This window comes from Mucilaginibacter sp. KACC 22773 (assembly GCF_028736215.1).
Taxonomy (GTDB): domain Bacteria; phylum Bacteroidota; class Bacteroidia; order Sphingobacteriales; family Sphingobacteriaceae; genus Mucilaginibacter.
Map to the genome: position 1 here is coordinate 2,576,795 of NZ_CP117883.1, position 18,932 is coordinate 2,595,726.

14 protein-coding genes are annotated in these 18,932 nt (G+C 44.4%); 13 read left to right on the forward strand and 1 reads right to left on the reverse strand.

Features of this window, described 5'->3' with window-relative positions:
• Positions 1 to 314: 314 nt before the first annotated feature.
• The 4 genes from PQ469_RS11000 (at position 315) to PQ469_RS11015 (ending at position 7,267) form a co-directional block, all read left to right on the forward strand.
• Complete coding sequence (locus tag PQ469_RS11000; protein ID WP_274213007.1) at positions 315 to 3,758, forward strand: ThuA domain-containing protein; 3,444 nt, start codon at positions 315 to 317, stop codon at positions 3,756 to 3,758.
• Positions 3,759 to 3,775: 17 nt separating this feature from the next.
• Complete coding sequence (locus tag PQ469_RS11005) at positions 3,776 to 4,636, forward strand: sugar phosphate isomerase/epimerase family protein (protein WP_274213008.1); 861 nt, start codon at positions 3,776 to 3,778, stop codon at positions 4,634 to 4,636.
• Positions 4,637 to 4,855: 219 nt separating this feature from the next.
• Positions 4,856 to 6,211 carry a Gfo/Idh/MocA family protein gene (locus PQ469_RS11010; protein WP_274213009.1) on the forward strand — a complete coding sequence of 452 codons (1,356 nt, stop codon included), beginning with the start codon at positions 4,856 to 4,858 and terminating at the stop codon, positions 6,209 to 6,211.
• A 6-nt stretch (positions 6,212 to 6,217) separates the two neighbouring features.
• A complete protein-coding gene (locus PQ469_RS11015; RefSeq protein WP_274213010.1) occupies positions 6,218 to 7,267 on the forward strand; it encodes a DUF6807 domain-containing protein in 1,050 nt (349 codons plus the stop codon).
• A gap of 71 nt (positions 7,268 to 7,338) precedes the next feature.
• Here PQ469_RS11015 and PQ469_RS11020 read toward each other — a convergent pair whose 3' ends face one another.
• A complete protein-coding gene (locus tag PQ469_RS11020) occupies positions 7,339 to 8,454 on the reverse strand; it encodes a trans-sulfuration enzyme family protein (RefSeq protein ID WP_274213011.1) in 1,116 nt (371 codons plus the stop codon).
• Between the two features lie 97 nt (positions 8,455 to 8,551).
• On the opposite strand from PQ469_RS11020, the gene PQ469_RS11025 reads away from it, so the two are divergent.
• The 9 genes from PQ469_RS11025 to PQ469_RS11065 all read left to right on the forward strand — a co-directional run bounded on the left by PQ469_RS11025 (position 8,552) and on the right by PQ469_RS11065 (position 18,924).
• Positions 8,552 to 9,073, forward strand: a complete 522-nt coding sequence (locus PQ469_RS11025) for a hypothetical protein (RefSeq protein ID WP_274213012.1) — start codon at positions 8,552 to 8,554, stop codon at positions 9,071 to 9,073.
• A gap of 221 nt (positions 9,074 to 9,294) precedes the next feature.
• The gene (gene mqnE, locus PQ469_RS11030; RefSeq protein ID WP_274213013.1) at positions 9,295 to 10,491 is read left to right on the forward strand and encodes an aminofutalosine synthase MqnE; all 1,197 of its coding nucleotides are present in this window, start codon (positions 9,295 to 9,297) and stop codon (positions 10,489 to 10,491) included.
• 123 nt (positions 10,492 to 10,614) lie between these two features.
• The gene (locus tag PQ469_RS11035) at positions 10,615 to 11,232 is read left to right on the forward strand and encodes a histidine phosphatase family protein (protein ID WP_274213014.1); all 618 of its coding nucleotides are present in this window, start codon (positions 10,615 to 10,617) and stop codon (positions 11,230 to 11,232) included.
• Between the two features lie 15 nt (positions 11,233 to 11,247).
• On the forward strand, positions 11,248 to 11,997 hold the full coding sequence (locus tag PQ469_RS11040) for a menaquinone biosynthetic enzyme MqnA/MqnD family protein (protein ID WP_274213015.1): 750 nt from the start codon (positions 11,248 to 11,250) through the stop codon (positions 11,995 to 11,997).
• A 203-nt stretch (positions 11,998 to 12,200) separates the two neighbouring features.
• The gene (locus tag PQ469_RS11045; RefSeq protein ID WP_274213016.1) at positions 12,201 to 12,638 is read left to right on the forward strand and encodes a DUF5990 family protein; all 438 of its coding nucleotides are present in this window, start codon (positions 12,201 to 12,203) and stop codon (positions 12,636 to 12,638) included.
• 140 nt (positions 12,639 to 12,778) lie between these two features.
• The gene (locus tag PQ469_RS11050) at positions 12,779 to 13,279 is read left to right on the forward strand and encodes a DinB family protein (RefSeq protein WP_274213017.1); all 501 of its coding nucleotides are present in this window, start codon (positions 12,779 to 12,781) and stop codon (positions 13,277 to 13,279) included.
• Positions 13,280 to 13,477: 198 nt separating this feature from the next.
• A complete protein-coding gene (locus PQ469_RS11055; protein WP_274213018.1) occupies positions 13,478 to 14,083 on the forward strand; it encodes a TetR/AcrR family transcriptional regulator in 606 nt (201 codons plus the stop codon).
• A 337-nt stretch (positions 14,084 to 14,420) separates the two neighbouring features.
• The gene (locus tag PQ469_RS11060; RefSeq protein ID WP_090648054.1) at positions 14,421 to 15,557 is read left to right on the forward strand and encodes an efflux RND transporter periplasmic adaptor subunit; all 1,137 of its coding nucleotides are present in this window, start codon (positions 14,421 to 14,423) and stop codon (positions 15,555 to 15,557) included.
• 151 nt (positions 15,558 to 15,708) lie between these two features.
• A complete protein-coding gene (locus PQ469_RS11065; protein WP_274213019.1) occupies positions 15,709 to 18,924 on the forward strand; it encodes an efflux RND transporter permease subunit in 3,216 nt (1,071 codons plus the stop codon).
• The last annotated feature ends 8 nt before the right edge of the window (positions 18,925 to 18,932 follow it).

Sequence of the window (18,932 nt, forward strand, 5' to 3'; positions counted from 1 at the left end):
GGGGCTAATTGCGCAAATAGCAGTATGCGACAAAGTTTAGGGTGGTTTACGACAGGTTGTAAATCGTTTCAGCAATCCAAGGGTAACAATTCATTTACAATGCGCCGCGAGAGCGAAATAAGGGTGTATTTATTACACAGTGGTTTGCTAAATCGTTAATATTGTTGAACCAATTAGTTAGCCGGTACTTTTTTACCGTTACATAATACATATTTATCACCGGGCCTTATCAGCCCTTTCTTGCAGCGCTTTTAAGGGTTATTGCCGGCGGGCTTATTGGCAACAAAATGTGCATCAACTAAATCTCTCAACTCATGTCATTAAAATTAAAACTCACCTGTATTTTATTGATAGGGCTCAGTTTTGGGCTGTATTCGTTTAAAAAACCTGTTCCGCGGCAGCATGTGCTGGTTTTCTCAAAAACATTAGGCTGGCATCATTCGTGTATCCCGTTTGGCATCGCCGCTATCCAAAAGCTGGGTAAAGAAAACAACTTCGATGTTGATACCACAACCAATTCTGAAGCTTTTACCGACGAGAATCTTAAAAAATACGATGCCGTTATATTTCAATGTACCACGGGTAATGTACTTAACGCCGCGCAGCAGGCAGCGTTTGAGCGGTACATACAGGCCGGGGGCGGATATGCAGGCTTCCATTCGGCTGCCGATACCGAGTACGACTGGCCATGGTATGGTAAACTGGTGGGCGCCTATTTTTCAAGCCATCCCAATAATTCCAATATCCGTACGGCTACTATAGATGTTACCGACCGTACAAACCCGATAACGGCCGGTTTGCCTGCCCGATGGGAGCGTACCGACGAGTGGTACAACTACAAATCCATCTATAGCGGGATACATATTTTGGCCAGCCTTGACGAAAACACCTACGATGGCGGCACCAACGGGGCTAATCACCCCATAACCTGGTTCCACGAGTTTGATGGCGGCCGCTCGTTTTATACCGGATGCGGCCACACCGACGAAAGCTATAGCGATCCTTTGTTTTTAGGGCAGATGCTTGGTGGTATTAAATATGCTATGGGCAACGGCAAACCGCTGGATTACGGTAAAGCATACGCCAAAGTATCGCCCGATCAAACCCGCTTCATTAAAACGGTATTGGTTAGTAACGTGGCATCGCCTATGGAACTGGCTACGGCTAAAGATGGCCGCGTATTTTTTACCCAGTTGATGGGTAATTTTTCGGTTTATAATACCAAAACCAACCAGTTTAAAGTGATCCATAAATTCCCCATCACTTACCAGGGAGGCACCGGGGTTATTGGCCTAACGCTTGACCCAAATTTTGAAACTAACCAGTTTGTATATATTTATTACATGCCCGAAGGACAAACCGTTGAGCCGTTAAACTTCCAGCTCTCACGCTTTAAATTGAGCCCGACTAACGTGCTCGACTTGAAATCGGAAAAAGTTTTGTTAAAAGTGCCGGTACAAATAGTAAGCGGCGCACACCACGGCGGCTCATTGGCCTGGGATAAAAACGGTAACCTATACCTGTCTACAGGCGATAGCTCGAGCCCGTTCCCGGCCGATGGTTACGCACCGCTGGACGAACGCCCCGGAAAAGAGCATTTTAGCCTGGATGCCCAGCGTAGCGCAGGTAATACCAATGACTTTAAGGGTAAAATATTGCGGATTCATCCCGAAGCTGACGGAACCTATACCATTCCCGAAGGAAACCTTTTCCCCAAAGGCATGGCCAAAACTAAACCGGAGATTTATGTGATGGGTTGCCGTAACCCATACCGCATTGCGGTGAATCCCAATACCTCGGTTTTATACTGGGGCGAGATAGGGCCCGATGCCGGTAACGATTCGCCACGTGGTCCGCGTGGATATGACGAGTTTAACCAGGCACGCAAGGCAGGCAACTTTGGCTGGCCGTATTTTGTGGGCAACAACTTTGCCTACTCGCACTGGGATTTTGTTACGGGCACACCGGGGCCAATGTTTGATCCTAAACGCCCGGTAAATAACTCGCCCAATAATACCGGCTTAAGTGTATTGCCACCGGCTACGCCAGCCATGATCTGGTACCCTTACGCTGCATCGGATGAGTTTCCGGAATTGGGATTAGGCGGGCGCTGCGCTATAGGTGGCGATTTTTATAAGTATAATGCCAATGTTAAAAATCCCAATAAGTTCCCTGATTATTACGACGGTAAATTATTTGTTGCCGACTGGATGCGCAACTGGGTAATAAGCCTCACGTTTGATGAAAACGAAAACTACGTGCGCAATGAGGCTTTTATGCCCGCCAATGGCGATTTCCGGCGACCTATTGATATGCAGTTCGGCCCCGATGGTGCTTTATATATGCTGGAATACGGATCTGTGTACGGGGCGCAAAACGAAGATGCCCGCCTGGTAAAAATTGAATACAACACCGGCAACCGCGCGCCAATTGCCAAAGCCGGTATTACCGATACCGCTACGCAAGCCTACTACCAGCATACCAAATACCTTACTGCCGAGTTGAAGGAAATGCCCGTAAAAAAAGAGATATCAGGCCAGGCACCGCTAACCGTAGGTTTTAATAGCCAGAACAGTAAAGATTTGGATGATGACGATAAAATAACCTATCAGTGGTTGTTTGACGGTAAAACGGTAGGAGCAGCAACAGCCTCGGCAAGCTATACCTATACTAAGCCGGGTGTTTACAAGGCTATTTTAAAAGTTACCGATAAAGCCGGTGCTACAGGCCGCGATACTATTATAGTTAGGGTGGGCAATACCCGGCCGGTGGTTACTATTGCCAGTGCGGGCAACAAATCATTCATCCAAAAGGGGCAGCCCTTTAAATATCATGTGGTGGTGAAGGATAAAGAAGACGCTAAGATAGACCTTAAACGGGTGAATTTATTTTACATCTATAATCCCCAGCCATCAACCGATAGTAAAACAGTGCAAAGCCTGGCTGCTTTGTCGGCCAACGAGATAAGCTATCCCGGCAAGGCGTTAATGGCTAATAGCGATTGTAAATCGTGCCACCTGGCCAACAAGACCGCTGTAGGGCCAAGTTTTATAGCGATAGCCAATCGGTATAAAACACAAAAAGGATCGGTTGATAAGCTATCCAAAAAAATCATAGCCGGTGGCGCAGGCAGCTGGGGAACCGAACATGTCATGAGCGCGCACCCTCAGCTTTCGGCCGCCGATACCAGGGAGATAGTGAAATACATTTTTTCGCTTACCGACAAAAAGGGCAAGGCCACTGCCTTACCGCTTAACGGTAGCCTGAACCTGAAATTTAGCGACGCCGAGCCGCGCGGGCAGTACACCCTGTTTGCATCCTATACTGATAAAGGTAGTAAGGTGGTTGGTCCGCTTACAGGCACCGATGTGGTAACCTTACGAAATGCCGATGTAAAGGCTGTTTATGCTGATGAGTTAAAAGGATTCAATCGTTTCAAAGACGATCTGTCGCTGGGCAACCATAAATCGTTTGTGTTGTTCAGGGATGTTGATTTAACCGATATCAAAAAAATGAGCTTCCAATACGGATCGAAGGGAGTTGATGGCGAGATTGAAGTACGGATGGATTCACAGGCAGGCCCCGTTATTTGTTTGGCAACTTATGGCGATACCGGCAGTTGGGATAAACTGGCCTGGTTAAGCGGCGATGTGCAAAAGCAGGTTACCGGCAAACACAATGTATTTGTTTTTGCCATTAAACGTACCAAACCAAATGATGGCATCCTTAAATTAAGCGATATTCGCTTCGGTCAATAACATACAAAACACCACATATGAAAACATCATCAGTTATAATAAACGCCTGTGCAGGTTTAGGCTTATTAACCTCCAATGCTTTTGCTCAAAGCGGCAAACCGGTTTTTGTCGGTAAAATAGGCGTGCAAGCTTACACCTTCCGGAGCAGTATGCCTAAAGCTACAATATCCGTACTGGATACCATTAAAGCAATGGGCATAACCGAACTGGAAGGACAGGAACCCAAGGGCATGACGCCCGAAGCTTTCCGTAAGCTTTGTAACGAGAGAGGAATCAGCATTCCGTCGATAGGAGCAGGGTATGATGATATAGTGAAAAGCCCGGCCCAGGTGGTGAAACAGGCTAAAGCGTTAGGCGCCAAATATGTGATGGTAGCCTGGATTCCGCATGGTAAGGAGTTTAACCTGGAAGATGCCAAAAAAGCCGTTACTGATTTTAATACGGTTGGCAAATACCTTGCAGAAGCCGGGATTACATTTTGCTACCACAACCATGGGTATGAGTTTGGCCCTTACGAGGACGGAACCCTGTTTGATTATATCGCTAAAAATACCGACCCAAAGTATGTATCATTCGAGATCGACCTGTTGTGGTCGTTCCACGGCGGGCAGGACCCGGCTAAGCTGATAGAAAAATATCCAACCCGCATTAAACTGATGCACCTTAAGGATATTCGCAAAGGCGTAGCCAATGACCTTACCGGGGGCACCGATACTAAAAACGATGTAGCCCTTGGCACCGGTCAGATCGATATCCCGGCGGTGCTTAAAGCAGCAAGGAAAGCGGGCGTAAGGCATTATTTTATTGAGGATGAAAGCCCATCGTACGCAACGCAAATTCCTGTTACTATTGAATATATTAAAGGATTAAAATATTAGGTCGTGAAAGGTTTTAATAGGATAAAAATTTGATAGTGAAGTACTTATTGTTATATCCGGGGCATTAGCCGGCTTGTTCACCTTATACATTGTAATACGCTTCTTACAAAAAAGAATAATGCATTATGCGGTATTTCTTCGATATTTGATATCGCGGCACCACAAACCGCTATTTAAACCAATTTATATCTACACTGAAAAAACAGTAAACCTTACAGTATGGAAAACTCTCGTCGTACATTTATAAAACAGGCTGCTATAGCAGGAGCAGGCGTATTGATCACTAAAAACGCGTGGAGCGCCAAAAGCTACAAACGCATTATTGGTGCTAATGACCGTGTTCGGGTTGGTGTTGTCGGCTTTTCCGACAGGCATAAAAGTTCGCACATCCCCAGCTTCATGAATCATTATAAAGAATTGAATTTCGAAGTGGTTGGCGTATCCGACATCTGGAAAAACCGCCGAGAAGAAGGTGCCGCTGTATGGAAAGAAAAAATGCAGAACGATGTAAAGGCGTACCGCAATAACGAGGAGATGTACGATAGCAAAACCGTCGACGCGGTATTTATTAGTACGGCCGATTTTCAGCATGCACGCCATGCAATTGAAGCTGTTAAAGCAGGCTGTGATGCGTATGTGGAAAAGCCATTTGCCGAAACTATGGAGGATAACCGCGCGGCGCTTAAGGCCGTTAAGGAATCTGGAAAAATAGTGCAGATAGGATCGCAGCGCAGGAGCGGGGATAATTATCACGCTGCCAATGATTTTATCCGCTCGGGTAAGTTTGGGCCTATTACCATGGTCGAGCTTACCTGGAACGTTAACCAGCCGGGCCGCTGGCGCCGGCCCGAATTACTTAGTAAGTTAAAAGAAGAAGATACCGACTGGAAACGCTTCATCATGAACCGGCCATACGAGGCTTTCGATCCGCGCAAGTATTTGGAATATCGCTTGTTTTGGCCATACTCCTCCGGATTGCCCGGCCAGTGGATGAGCCACCAGATTGATACAGTACATTGGTTTACCGGTTTGAAGCACCCGCGCAGCGTTGTTGCCAACGGCGGTATTTATATGTGGAAAGATGGCCGCCGCAACTGGGATACCATTTTGGCTGCCTTTGATTATGGTCCGCTGGATGATCTGTCAACCGGTTTCCAGGTAACCTTTGGCTCGCGCATGCATAACGGAGATGAACATCCCGCCGAAATCTACTATTCCAACGGAGGCGAACTAAACCTGATCACCAATAAAGTGTCTCCAAATGGCGGGCTCACAGAAAAAATGGCTGCCGCTATGGGCATGAAAGCCAACCTGCTGCCCGAGATCAGCCTGGCAAATACACAACAGGTTGTAGCATCGGCCAACACCGGCGGCGATGTGCTTACTTCAAACCATGTGCGCAACTGGATGGAATGCGTACGCAGTCGTAAGCAACCCAATGCTCCGGTGGAAGCTGGGTACAGCCATTCTATTGCCAATATCATGACCAATGCGGCGGTACACACCGGTGTTAAGGCAACGTTTGATGAAAGCACCCAGGAAGTAATGGCAAACGGTAAAGTTTTTAAATATTGATAAGTAATGATGATAAATACTTTAAAAAAAACAGGTTTAATGATAGCCTCAATAGCTTTTGCCACAGGTGTAGCCGCTCAAAAAAGCGAGCCGGTAAAGGTTGTAGAGTCAAAAAAGGAACGTAAGGTAGATGTGTTTATCGGCGGTAAGCCGTTTACAAGTTTTCTGTACCCTGATAGTCTTGAGAAACCGGTTTTATATCCTTTACGCACAGCTAATGGAACTGTTGTTACCCGTGGCTTTCCGCTTGATCCAAAGCCCGGGGACCCAACCGACCATCCACATCACATAGGCCTTTGGTTTAATTTTGAAAACCTGAACGGACTGGATTTCTGGAATAACTCCTATGCCATTCATAAAGAGAAAAAGAATTTGTACGGCTGGATCCGTACCGACAAGGTGCTGGAAACCAAAAGCGGCACAACCGGCGTATTGGCATACCATGCAAACTGGACTAACCAGCAAAAAGATGTCATTTTAGAAGAAACCACCCGTTTTGAATTCAGCGGAACAGCCAATCAGCGCATTATAGATCGTATTACTACACTAAAAGCCAGTGTGGATGCAACTTTTACCGATGCTAAAGACGGCCTGCTTGGCCTGCGCCTGGCTCATGACCTGCAGATGCCTGCTACTGAAGACCAAAAATTTACCGACGATAAAGGCAATGTAACCATAGTTAAAGCCGGTACCGATAAAGTGGCCAACGGCAATTACTTAACCAGCGCTGGCAAAACAGGTAACGATGCCTGGAGCAGCCGCGGCGTATGGTGCAAGGTTTACGGTAAAATGGGTGCCGATTCGGTAGGTATCGCTATTATAGATCATCCTCAAAATCCTAATTATCCCACATTTTGGCATGCCAGGGGTTATGGCTTATTTGCGGCTAACCCTTTAGGTGAGAAGATTTTTACGAATGGTAAATCGGCAAAGAATTTGCATTTAAATAAAGGCGAGGCGGTGACTTTTCGTTTTCGTGTAGTTATCAGTAATGGCGGGCAAACCATCAGCAGCGGGCAGCTTAATGAGATGGCAGCGGAATATGGGAAGAAATAATTTTTTAATTTATTACGACAAACCGCGCGGACAAGCGTCTCGCTAAATGCGTATAGCGGCAAAAGCAAGCCTTAACTCAGGGCTTGCTTCAAATCCTCCACCAAATCATCAATATGTTCCAACCCAACTGAAACCCGCAATAAGTTAAATGGTGTTTTTGTATCTGGGCCTTCCATCGTTGCACGGTGCTCAATTAAACTTTCAACACCTCCCAGGCTGGTTGCCCTGGTAAATATTTTTAATTTATTGATGATATTGTGCGTATCATTTTCATCACCCTTAACAATAAATGATAGCATGCCGCCGAAGGCCAGCATCTGTTCCCTGGCAATATTATGTTGCGGATGTGATGGCAGGCCGGGATATAATACTTTTTCTACTTTAGGATGCTGCTCTAAAAACTCAGCTAATAATTGCGCATTGTGAACATGGCCCTTAACACGGTAGGGCAGGGTTTTAATACTCCGTACCAGCCAGAAACAGTCGGTTGGGGAGGGGATAGCGCCGCCCATTTCCTGTACCTGGCGTATTTTGGCCCACCAATCGTTTTTTCCGGCGGTAATTAATGCGCCGCCCATCAGGTCGCTGTGGCCTCCAAAGTACTTAGTGGCCGAGTGCATTACCATATCGGCGCCCAAAGCCAATGGTTGCTGGCAAATAGGAGTGGCAAAAGTATTGTCAACCACTACTTTAATGTTGTTCGCCCTGGCAAAGGCAACTACTTTTTTTATATCGGTGATCTTGAGCAGTGGGTTTGATGGCGTTTCAACCCAAATCACCCCGGTGTCGGGCCTGATGTGTTGGGTTAAAACTTCGATATCATTAACATCAACAAAATCAAACGTTAAAATACCCGCAAAGAGGTTTTTAAGCTGATTACGCAAACCGTGGTACATGTCATCAGGGCAAATAATGTGGGTACCCGGAGCCAGCGACTGAAATACCGACATGCCCGCCGCGTTACCCGATGAAAATGACGCTGCATCGGCGCCACCCTCTAATTTGGCTATAACATTTTCAAGCAAGGCCCGGTTAGGGTTCGATGCCCTGCTGTAAATATGCCCGCCTGGAAAACTACCATCTTCGTCACGTTCAAAAGTGGTCGACATAACAATAGGTTGTATCACGGCTTTTGATGATCCGTCTACATGGTTGCCTGCGTGTATAGCTATAGTTTCAGTTTTCATTATTGCTGATGTTGTTGCGCCTTCAAAGTAAATAAGATTATTTGTAATGTGTTGTAGCAGGCAATGTAAATTTTGCGTAATTGTTAAAAAACACAACATGAAAAACCTGCACCTGCTTACAATCGCCCTGTTATTATTAATCACTGCCTGTAAAAAAGAAAACATCGCCAAACAAAGCGAATACGATGCCAGCTATAAAGCCTGGATAAGTTTCAAAAACAGCAGCAAAAACTCATATTCCTATACAACAACCTTTGGCTCGTGGGTAGGTTTTGGTGTAACCATCAAAGTAGCTGTAAGCAATGGTAAAGTTGTTTCGCGTGATTACATTAAAGTACAATCCCGTAACGATGGCACCAATAAGGCTGATACCGTTAAAGCCTGGCATGAAGATGCTGCCACCATAAACTCGCACCCAAATGATGCAGCCAATGCACTTACGATAGATGACATTTACTTAAAGGCCCGTACCGAATGGCTTAAAGCTGATGCCGCAACCAATGATATCATATTTGAAGCAAAAAACCACGGCCTTATTTCCGACTGTGGTTATGTGCCGCGCAATTGCGCCGACGATTGCTTTAGAGGGATAAGCATTACAGCCATAACCGCTTTGTAAGCTAAAAGCCGAAAGCTAAAGGCCGAAAGCTATTCCAATTCTTGTTTTAAGCTTTTTGCTTTCAGCCTTTAGCTTTCGGCTTTCCCCAATTAGTTTTTTGCTTTCAGCCTTCGGCTTTCAGCTTCCACCCCCTCATAATCTTATTGTAAAGATGCCCCTTGCTTTAGGCCCTGGGCTTTAAGCTTTCCGCTTTTTTAGTACATTTGTTCAAAGTTTTTTGAATGGAAGCTGAGCATAATTTACAGTTATTATTACAAAACCCCGACCTGCCTGCTGATTTAAAGCATATTGCCGAAAAGGTACAGCGCAGCGAAAGGATCACCTTTGATGAAGGTGTTACGTTATATGAGCAGGGCGACCTGGGTTATCTTGGTGTTTTAGCCAACTACATCCGCGAGAAGCGCCATGGCGATAAAACTTATTTCAACCGTAATTTTCATATCGAGCCCACCAACCTTTGCGTTTACGATTGCAAATTTTGCTCGTACTCGCGCCTGCTTAAGCAAAAAGCCGAAGGCTGGGAATATACCATGGACGAAATGTTTAACATGGTAACCAAATATGATGACGAACCGGTAACCGAAGTACATATTGTAGGTGGCGTACTGCCGCAATATGATGTACCTTTTTACCAGGAGCTTTTCAGTCGTATACGTGCCCATCGCCCCGAATTACACATCAAGGCCTTAACGCCGGTTGAATACCACTATATTTTCAAAAAAGCCAAAATTGACTACGCCACCGGCATGCGCCTGATGATGGAGGCCGGTTTGGGCTCGATACCCGGCGGCGGGGCCGAGATTTTCCACCCCGAGGTTCGTGATCTGATTTCAAAAGATAAATGTACCGGCGACCAATGGCTGGCCATACACGAGGAATGGCATAAGTTGGGCGGCCGCTCAAACGCCACCATGCTTTACGGTCATATCGAAAAATTTCATCACCGGGTTGATCATATGGAACGCTTACGCCAGCTGCAGGATAAAACAGGCGGTTTCCAAACTTTTATCCCGCTGAAATTCCGCAACCAGGATAACCAGATGTCGCATGTGCCTGAATCAACTGTTGTTGAAGATTTGCGTAATTATGCTGTCGCGAGGATCTATTTGGATAATTTCGATCACATTAAAGCCTATTGGGCTATGATTAGCCGTACCACGGCGCAGCTTTCGCTTAATTTTGGGGTAGATGATATTGACGGTACGCTTGACGATACCACCAAAATTTACTCGATGGCAGGCGCCGAAGAGCAGCACCCCGGCATGAGCACCAAACAATTGGTGGAACTGATTAAACATGTAGGCAGGTACCCTATTGAGCGCGATACGCTTTATAATGTAGTTACCGATTACAATGATTTTGAATTTCCTGAAACCCAGCCCAAGCCGCAATATTACAAGCTGCCGGTAATAAACTAAGCTTAAAGCAGAAGGCTAAAAGCTGAAAGCAAAAAAGAAGGAGAAACATTGTGCTTTCAACATAATTAATACGACAACAATAACAAAGCTTTAAGCCTTATGCTTTCAGCTTTAAGCTAAAAAATGCAAAAAACCTTATACATAGTACGTCACGGCCAAACTGAGTACAACAAATTGGGAATTATCCAGGGCAGGGGCGTTGATACCGACCTGAACGACGAGGGCCGCAAGCAGGCTCAACAGTTTTTTGCGGCTTATAAAGACGTACCTTTTGATAAAGCATATATATCTGCGCTAAAACGTACAAAGCAAAGTATTCAGCCTTTTTTGGATGGGGGATTGCCATTTGAAAAGCTTCCGGGCCTTGATGAGCTGGCCTGGGGTATTCATGAAGGTCAGCTGCCCACGCCGGAAAATAAAGCAGCCTTTTTGCAAATTATGCGCGATTGGCTGGATGGAAAATTGGATAGTAAATTTGAAGGCGGCGAAAGCCCTAACGAAGTAGAGATCCGTCAGCGCGAGGCTTTGAAGGTGATCATGAGCCATCCCGAAGAAAAAACCGTACTGGTTTGCATGCATGGCCGCGCCATGCGTTTATTGCTTTGTATTTTAACCGGCAAGCCACTAAGCGAAATGGATAACTTTCCGCATCAAAATTTGGTTTTATACAAAGTTGTTTATGATGGCCAACAATTTGCTATTGTAGATTTTAACAATGCCGAACATTTAAAACAATCCTGAAAGAGAACGTTTCTTGTGAAAAAGATCAGAATATCAGCAGTAAGCTACACTAATACCAAACCCTTTATATACGGCCTTCAACATACTGGTTTTGTAGATAAAATAGAACTAAGCCTTGACACCCCGACTGATTGTGCCCAAAAACTCATTGATGACGTGGCGGATATAGGCCTTATCCCCGTGGCGGCCACGTTAAGCCTGCCCAACTGGGAAATAGTATCCGATTACTGCATTGGTGCCGTAGGCGCGGTAAACTCGGTTTTTATATTTAGTAATTGCCCGGTACACGATATTAAATACCTGCAGCTTGATCCCGAATCGCGCTCATCTAACAACCTGGGGCGTGTACTGCTTAAAAACTATTGGAAAATAAGTCCGGAGTTAATTGAGGGTGCTCCAAACTACAGCCTATCGACCGAACCAAACACGGCTTTTGTTCAAATTGGCGACCGCACCTTTGGCAAAAAAGACCAGTATAAATATGTATACGATTTGGCCGAAGAATGGCAAAAGTTTACCGGCCTGCCGTTCATGTTTGCAGGCTGGATAGCCAACAAACCAATCCCGCATGATTTTATGCAGGAATTTAACGCCGCCCTGAAATACGGCCTCGACCATAGGCAGGAGCTGTTCAAAGAGTTGCCTATGCGCGATGACTTTGATATTGTTGATTACCTGATGGTAAAAATTGATTTTGATTTAACCGAAGGGAAGAAGAAGGCGCTGTATATGTTTTTGGACTACATAAAGCGATTGAACGATTAGCGGTTTTGTCTGAATCAGAATTTACAGAATCAAAGAATTAACAGAATTAAAAAGCTAATTCGGAAATTCTAAAAATTCGCTTAGTAATTCGAGTTCAGACAAATTGAATGATATCAAAATCACGCTTAGAGATCAAAGATATAGTTCGCGATTTCAGTATCTTAACCGTTGTTTATTGATACTAACCAAAATCTGATAAAACCATGGAACTATCGCTTCATATCATCCTCGAAAAGCCTACCGCCGGGGTCGCTTTTGGTTTACAAAAGGGATCGGGCAATAAATATGAAACTGTACAAATCCAAAAAACTGATTCAGGCGACCTGGATTTTTATTTAACGATAACCACAAAAGGGGACAGGCTTAAAGATGTTTTGCCAAGGTTTGGCGGGCCATTTATACAAGGCCCATACATGGGCAACTTTATTTACCTCGATATCGGCACGCTGGCCGGGCAGATTAGCCCCTGGAACAGGAGGCTCAAAATTCCGATGGCGGGAATAACCTGGGAGATCATCGATCAGCTAAATGCAGATGCGGCTTTAATGCTTAAAACAAACGTAGCCGGAACAGCCAAAGACGGCAGCCCAAATTGTGCTACAGTAAAGCCATTTAATGGCTGGCAGGTAGTTTCAAAATAACCTATTGTTAAGTCAACAGTACTAAGTCGGAAATCATAAGGCTATCTCATTTCTGTATTTACAACTTGTGACATTGGGCTGAAGAATACGTGTCAATTTATCGGTGACACAACCTTATATTTATCAAAATAAATCCTAATATGGAAATTCAACAGAAAACAACCACAGCTTTATTCATTAAAATAGCCATATCAAACTGGGAGTTGCAAAACACCCGCCTTAACGCCTTACTTGATAAACTAACCGACGAGCAAATTGCCGGCTTCACAGCGCCCGACCGTAATAGCGGCACCTATCTTTTAGGGCATTTAACCGCGGTAAGCGACGGCCTTTTTACCTATTTAGAACTTGGCGAGCGGCTTTACCCGCAGCTGGATGAGATATTCCTGAAAAACTCCGATAACTCCGGGCTGGAAAAACCGCCGATAGCCGATATCAAAGCTGCCTGGCACAACGTAAACACCACCCTCAAACAAAAATTTGATGCCATGCAGCCCGAAGACTGGTTTACCAAACACAGCGCCATCCCTGCCGAAGATTTTGCAAAAGAACCACATCGCAACAAACTGAATATCCTCATCAACAGAACCGTTCACCAGGGCTACCACATGGGGCAACTGGCCTATTTGGTGAAAAAGTAGATAGCCCCTCCAAACCTCCCCTGAAGGGGAGGCTTTAAGAAAAGCCTCTTCGCAAATCAAAAAGTTCCCCCTTCAGGGGGTTAGGGGGCTTCCTCCTGACAATTCCATGATCTCAATTTGACAAATGGATGGTACTATGCCTAAATAAACAGCTGTATATTTGCTTAACGCTGTTAAATGATTTAAGGCGTAAATAAAATGGCCAGTAAAGAACGTATTCAACGCTTAAAAGACGAAACCAGGATCAATATCCTGGATGCCGCGCTCCAAATTGTTAAAGAGGAGGGATGGCAGGCTTTAAGTATGCGTAAAATTGCCGATGTAATTGAATACACCGCACCTATCATATATGAATATTACGCTAATAAAGAAGCTATTTTGCTGGAACTTGCCCGCAAAGGCTACTTATTATTAGCTAAAGACCTTAGGACAGCTCACGAACAACACTTGCTGCCAGAAAAACAACTGGAGGCTATGTGGCTTGCCTACTGGAATTTCGCCTTTGCCAACAAAGAGCTTTACCAGATTATGTTTGGCGTTACTACCAATTGCTGTTGCGACGAGATAAACAAGCTGGAAGAATCTGTGATGCCATGGGATTTGTTCACCGACGTAATTGGCAAGGTGATGCGTATTGACAATCCCGAATCGGATGTTATTTGCACTAAATATTACACTTTTTGGTCTGTTGTTCATGGGTTGGTGTCTATCAACTTATTGCGGCGCGGTTCATCAGACGATATCAATCGCCAGGTATTAATGGATGCCATTACCGGTATCATCAGGTCGATAAAACCTGAGTAATTTTTTGCTTCGAAAATAACATTGTTAAATAATTTAACAGTGTTAAATAAAAGTAAACTCAACAACAAATAAATAATAAAACAACTATGGATATCAACTTTTACATAGCGTTACTAAACAGTGTTAAGTCATCAAACACAAAACGCGGCAACCATTTAGCTACAAAACGTTAGCTCAGTTAGTAATCACCACCGATAGCCTTAAAAACAAAGGTTATCATTTGAATAAAAATCACACATATATCAATTCAGCAATGAAAACAATTAACTCAACATATATCTACCAGCCGCAAGGCAACAAAATGAATCACAATCTATCACCCTCAAAATTAAGTATCATGAAAATTATCCCATTAGCGCTTTTAGCACTCACATTATATGGTTGCTCGCCCAAGCCGCAAACGCAGCAGGCACCGCCACCGCCGGCACTACCTGTTGCCGCAATAGCATCGGGCACACAAACTACTTACCAGGAATATCCTGCATCTATTGAAGGTACCGTTAACGTAGAAGTTCGTCCGCAGGTAAACGGTACTTTAGACAAGGTATTTGTTGACGAAGGTGCTTTTGTAAGCGCCGGCCAGCCCATATTTAAAATAAATGAGCAGCCTTACCGCGCAGCCTTAAACAACGCCCTGGCCAGCTTACACGCGGCCGAAGCAGCAGCAGGTAACGCGCAACTTGAAGTTGACAAGCTTACACCGCTGGTTGAAAACAAGGTAGTATCTGATTACCAGTTAAAAACCGCAAAAGCAAGCCTGCAGGTTGCTAAAGCCAATATCGAATCGGCCAAGGCAAATGTGTCAACCGCGCAAATTAATTTAGGCTATACCTTAATAAAAGCACCGGTTAGCGGTTATATCGGTCGTTTACTCAAAAAACAGGGAAGTCTGGTTACTCCGCAGGACGTGGAAGCTTTAACCCAACTGTCTGATGTGCATGATGTGCATGTTTACTTCTCTTTGGGCGAAAAAGATTTCGTAGCCTTTAAAGAACAGTATCCCGGTACTACTTTAAAAGAGAAACTACAGCACTTGCCTACCGTATCATTACTATTAGCCGATGGCAGCCAATACGCCAAACAAGGTAAAATAGATGTAATAGACGGCCAGTTTGATAAAAATACAGGGGCTATTACCATCAGGGCAAACTTTGCCAACCCAGATGGTTTATTACGTGCCGGTAACACAGGTAAAGTACGTTTAAGCTTACAACATACAGATGCATTGATAGTGCCTGAGTCGGCCACTGTCGAAATGCAGGATAAAGTGTTTGTTTTCGCCCTTGCCGATAGCAATAAAGTGAAAAAAGTACCTATCAACATTGTAGGCAAAAGCGGCGAAAACTACCTGGTTAAAGATGGCCTTAAAGCCGGCGACCAGATTGTACTGAGCGGCATGGACCACTTAGCCGAAGGTATGGTAATAGCACCTCAAAAAGCTACTGATAAGGTTGCTGCTGTAGTTAATAAATAAGAATCAAGAGTTAGGATTTAGGTAAAAGGCTAAAGGCCAAAGGTGAAAGGTTTAATTGGTAGCCGTTTGTATCGTTCAATTGCGAAATGATAGGTGGCGTCTAATAAATCCGAAATCGCACTTCCGAAATCCGAATTAAAAAATTAAAATCATGTTTCAAAAATTCATAGAAAGACCGGTACTTTCAACCGTTATCTCCATATTATTGGTGATAGTAGGTGTACTTGGTTTAACAAAACTGCCCTTGGAGCGGTTTCCGAATATTGCCCCTCCGGCGGTATTGGTATCGGCTGTTTACCCGGGCGCTAATGCCGAGACTATTTTGCGTTCTGTTACGCCTTCGTTAGAAGAAGCGATTAACGGTGTGGAAAATATGACCTATATGACATCTACCGCCAGTAACGATGGTACATTGGGTATCACCGTTTACTTTAAACAGGGTACCAACCCCGATCAGGCAGCTGTAAACGTTCAAAACCGTGTTTCGCAGGCTACAAGCCAGTTACCGGCCGAGGTTGTTCAATATGGTATAACCACAACCAAACAGCAAAACAGCTTCATTGGTGCTATGGCCATCTATTCGGAAGATCCTAAAAAATACGATCAGACCTTTGTAGCCAACTACGCACAGATTAACATTGTGCCCGAAATTAAACGTATCACGGGTGTAGGTTCGGCCAGTATATTTGGTGGTATTAAGGATTACTCTATGCGTGTTTGGCTTAATCCTGCGCAAATGGCAACTTACAAAGTTACACCCGCCGAAGTAATGGCAGCTATACAGGACAAAAACCTTGAAGCCGCGCCTGGTAAATTTGGTGAGCGCAGTAACGAGGCATTTGAATATGTAATTAAATATAAAGGTAAGCTTACCAAACCAGAGGAATATCAAAATATTGCTATCCGTGCAAATGCAGATGGTTCTGTATTACATTTAAAAGATGTGGCCCGTGTTGAACTGGGCGCCTATTCTTATAATAGTGTAAGTAACCTGAACGGGCACGACGGTATTATCATTGGTATCATACAGTTGTCGGGCTCAAACGCCAACCAAATTCAGATTGAGATTGATAAGCTGATGGTTAAGTTATCTAAAGATTTCCCGGCAGGTATCAAATACAATCAGTTTTATCGTACCAAAACCGATCTTGATGAATCAATTGACCAGGTTGAGCATACATTGGTGGAGGCTTTTATATTGGTGTTTATTGTAGTGTTTATATTCCTGCAGGATTTCAGATCTACTCTGATCCCAGCCATAGCTGTTCCGGTGGCCATTATCGGTACGTTCTTCTTCATGAACCTGTTTGGTTTCTCGGTTAACCTTTTAACCCTGTTTGCCCTGGTGCTGGCCATAGGTATTGTGGTGGATGATGCTATTGTGGTAGTGGAGGCCGTGCATGCCAAAATGGAACACGACCCAAGCCTAACCCCTAAGGCGGCAACTACCGAGGCTATGCACGAAATTACAGGTGCCATTATATCTATTACGCTGGTTATGGCTGCGGTGTTTTTACCGGTTAGCTTCATGGTAGGCTCAACAGGTATATTTTACCGCCAGTTTGCGTTAACAATGGCAATTGCCATTATTATATCGGCTGTTAACGCTTTAACCTTAAGCCCTGCACTTGCCGCTTTGTTCTTAAAGAACAAACACAGCGCAGATGGCCATGACGCACCTAAAAAAGGCTTTGTAGATAAATTTTATGCAGGCTTTAATGGTGGTTTTAATTATATGACCAACAGGTACGTAGGAGGCTTAAAATTCCTTATCCGTAAAAAGTGGCTAAGCATAGGCGGGTTGGTGCTGGTAATAGCAGCCACAGTTTACCTGGTAAACCGAACAAAAACTGGCTTTATTCCAACTGAAGACCAGGGCTTTGTGGCCATTGCTGTTAGCACGCCGTCTGGTACATCATTAAGCGGTACCAACAAAATCTTTAAACAAGCCGAAGATCAGCTGAAAACTTTACCATCGGCAAGGTTTGTTACCGCGTTGTCAGGTTTTAACTTTTTAACCCAATCCAGCAGTCCATCTGCCGGTGTAATCTTCCTGTTATTAAAACCAAATGAACAGCGGGGAGCAGTTAAAAATATTGACGAGATACAGAACATTGTTAGAGGAAGATTAGGCGGCATACCTGGCGGTACTTTCTTTGTGTTCAGTTTTCCAACGGTGCCAGGTTTTAGTAACGTAGAAGCCTTGGATGTGGTATTGCAGGATAAAACCAACGGTAAGCTGGATAAATTTAGTGGTGTTGCCAATAATTTTATAGGAAAGCTGATGCAGAAACCAGCAATAGCTTATGCCTTTACATCTTATAAAGCAGATTATCCTCAGTTGCAATTAGAAATTGATGACGAAAAGGCCGGTCAGTTGGGCGTAAATGTTAAAGACATTTTACAAACTATGCAGGCGTATTTTGGTACTGCACAGGCGTCAGATTTTAACCGCTTTGGTAAATACTACCGCGTGGTAGTGCAGGCTGATACTGCGGACAGGACAGACCCTTCGGCAATTGACCGGGTATTTGTTAAAAATAAAGCCGGCGAAAATGTGCCTATCAATACACTGGTTAAATTAACCCGCGTATATGGTTCAGAAACGGCTTCACGTTATAACCTGTTCAACTCTATCGAGATCAACGCTATCCCAAAACCGGGTTATAGTTCTGGTGATGCCATTAAAGCTATACAGGAAACAGCACAGGAACAATTGCCTACCGGCTTTGCCTATGAGTTTGCTGGTCAAACCCGTGAGGAGATTGCTTCGGGCGGTCAGTCGGCTATTATCTTTATGCTTTGTTTGGTGTTTGTATACTTCTTATTATCAGCACAATATGAAAGTTATATATTGCCATTGGCAGTTATCCTTTCCATCCCAACAGGTATTTTAGGTGTGTTTGTGGTATTAGGTTTAACCGGTATCGAAAACAACATTTATGTACAGGTGGCTTTAATCATGCTCATTGGCTTGTTAGCTAAAAATGCCATCCTTATTGTGGAGTTTGCGGTACAGCGCCGAAAAGCGGGGCATGGTTTAATTGAATCGGCGATTGAAGCTGCAAGGCTGAGGATACGCCCTATCATCATGACGTCGCTGGCTTTCGTATTCGGTTTATTCCCGATGAGTATTGCCACAGGCCCATCAGCACAAGGTAACCACTCTATTAGTATAGGTGCAGCCGGAGGGATGGTTTCAGGAGTAATTTTAGGATTGTTCATCATCCCGGTATTGTTTGTGATATTCCAGGGATTACAGGAGCGAATCAGCGGTGTACCATTGGCCGTGCTGAACGGTGACGGGCCGGGACACAAAAAAGGGCATGCAATTGATCCTAAAAAATTGGAACTACAGAATAATTAATGTTTGAG

What these genes read in the sequence shown, in the direction of transcription:
- PQ469_RS11045 (WP_274213016.1), top strand. Translation starts at nt 12,201, where the DNA reads ATGGAACTATCGCTTCATATCATCCTCGAAAAGCCTACCGCCGGGGTC.
- PQ469_RS11025 (WP_274213012.1), top strand. Translation starts at nt 8,552, where the DNA reads ATGAAAAACCTGCACCTGCTTACAATCGCCCTGTTATTATTAATCACT.
- PQ469_RS11065 (WP_274213019.1), top strand. Translation starts at nt 15,709, where the DNA reads ATGTTTCAAAAATTCATAGAAAGACCGGTACTTTCAACCGTTATCTCC.
- PQ469_RS11055 (WP_274213018.1), top strand. Translation starts at nt 13,478, where the DNA reads ATGGCCAGTAAAGAACGTATTCAACGCTTAAAAGACGAAACCAGGATC.
- PQ469_RS11010 (WP_274213009.1), top strand. Translation starts at nt 4,856, where the DNA reads ATGGAAAACTCTCGTCGTACATTTATAAAACAGGCTGCTATAGCAGGA.
- mqnE (WP_274213013.1), top strand. Translation starts at nt 9,295, where the DNA reads ATGGAAGCTGAGCATAATTTACAGTTATTATTACAAAACCCCGACCTG.
- PQ469_RS11015 (WP_274213010.1), top strand. Translation starts at nt 6,218, where the DNA reads ATGATGATAAATACTTTAAAAAAAACAGGTTTAATGATAGCCTCAATA.
- PQ469_RS11020 (WP_274213011.1), bottom strand. Translation starts at nt 8,454, where the DNA reads ATGAAAACTGAAACTATAGCTATACACGCAGGCAACCATGTAGACGGA.
- PQ469_RS11050 (WP_274213017.1), top strand. Translation starts at nt 12,779, where the DNA reads ATGGAAATTCAACAGAAAACAACCACAGCTTTATTCATTAAAATAGCC.
- PQ469_RS11005 (WP_274213008.1), top strand. Translation starts at nt 3,776, where the DNA reads ATGAAAACATCATCAGTTATAATAAACGCCTGTGCAGGTTTAGGCTTA.
- PQ469_RS11000 (WP_274213007.1), top strand. Translation starts at nt 315, where the DNA reads ATGTCATTAAAATTAAAACTCACCTGTATTTTATTGATAGGGCTCAGT.
- PQ469_RS11060 (WP_090648054.1), top strand. Translation starts at nt 14,421, where the DNA reads ATGAAAATTATCCCATTAGCGCTTTTAGCACTCACATTATATGGTTGC.
- PQ469_RS11035 (WP_274213014.1), top strand. Translation starts at nt 10,615, where the DNA reads ATGCAAAAAACCTTATACATAGTACGTCACGGCCAAACTGAGTACAAC.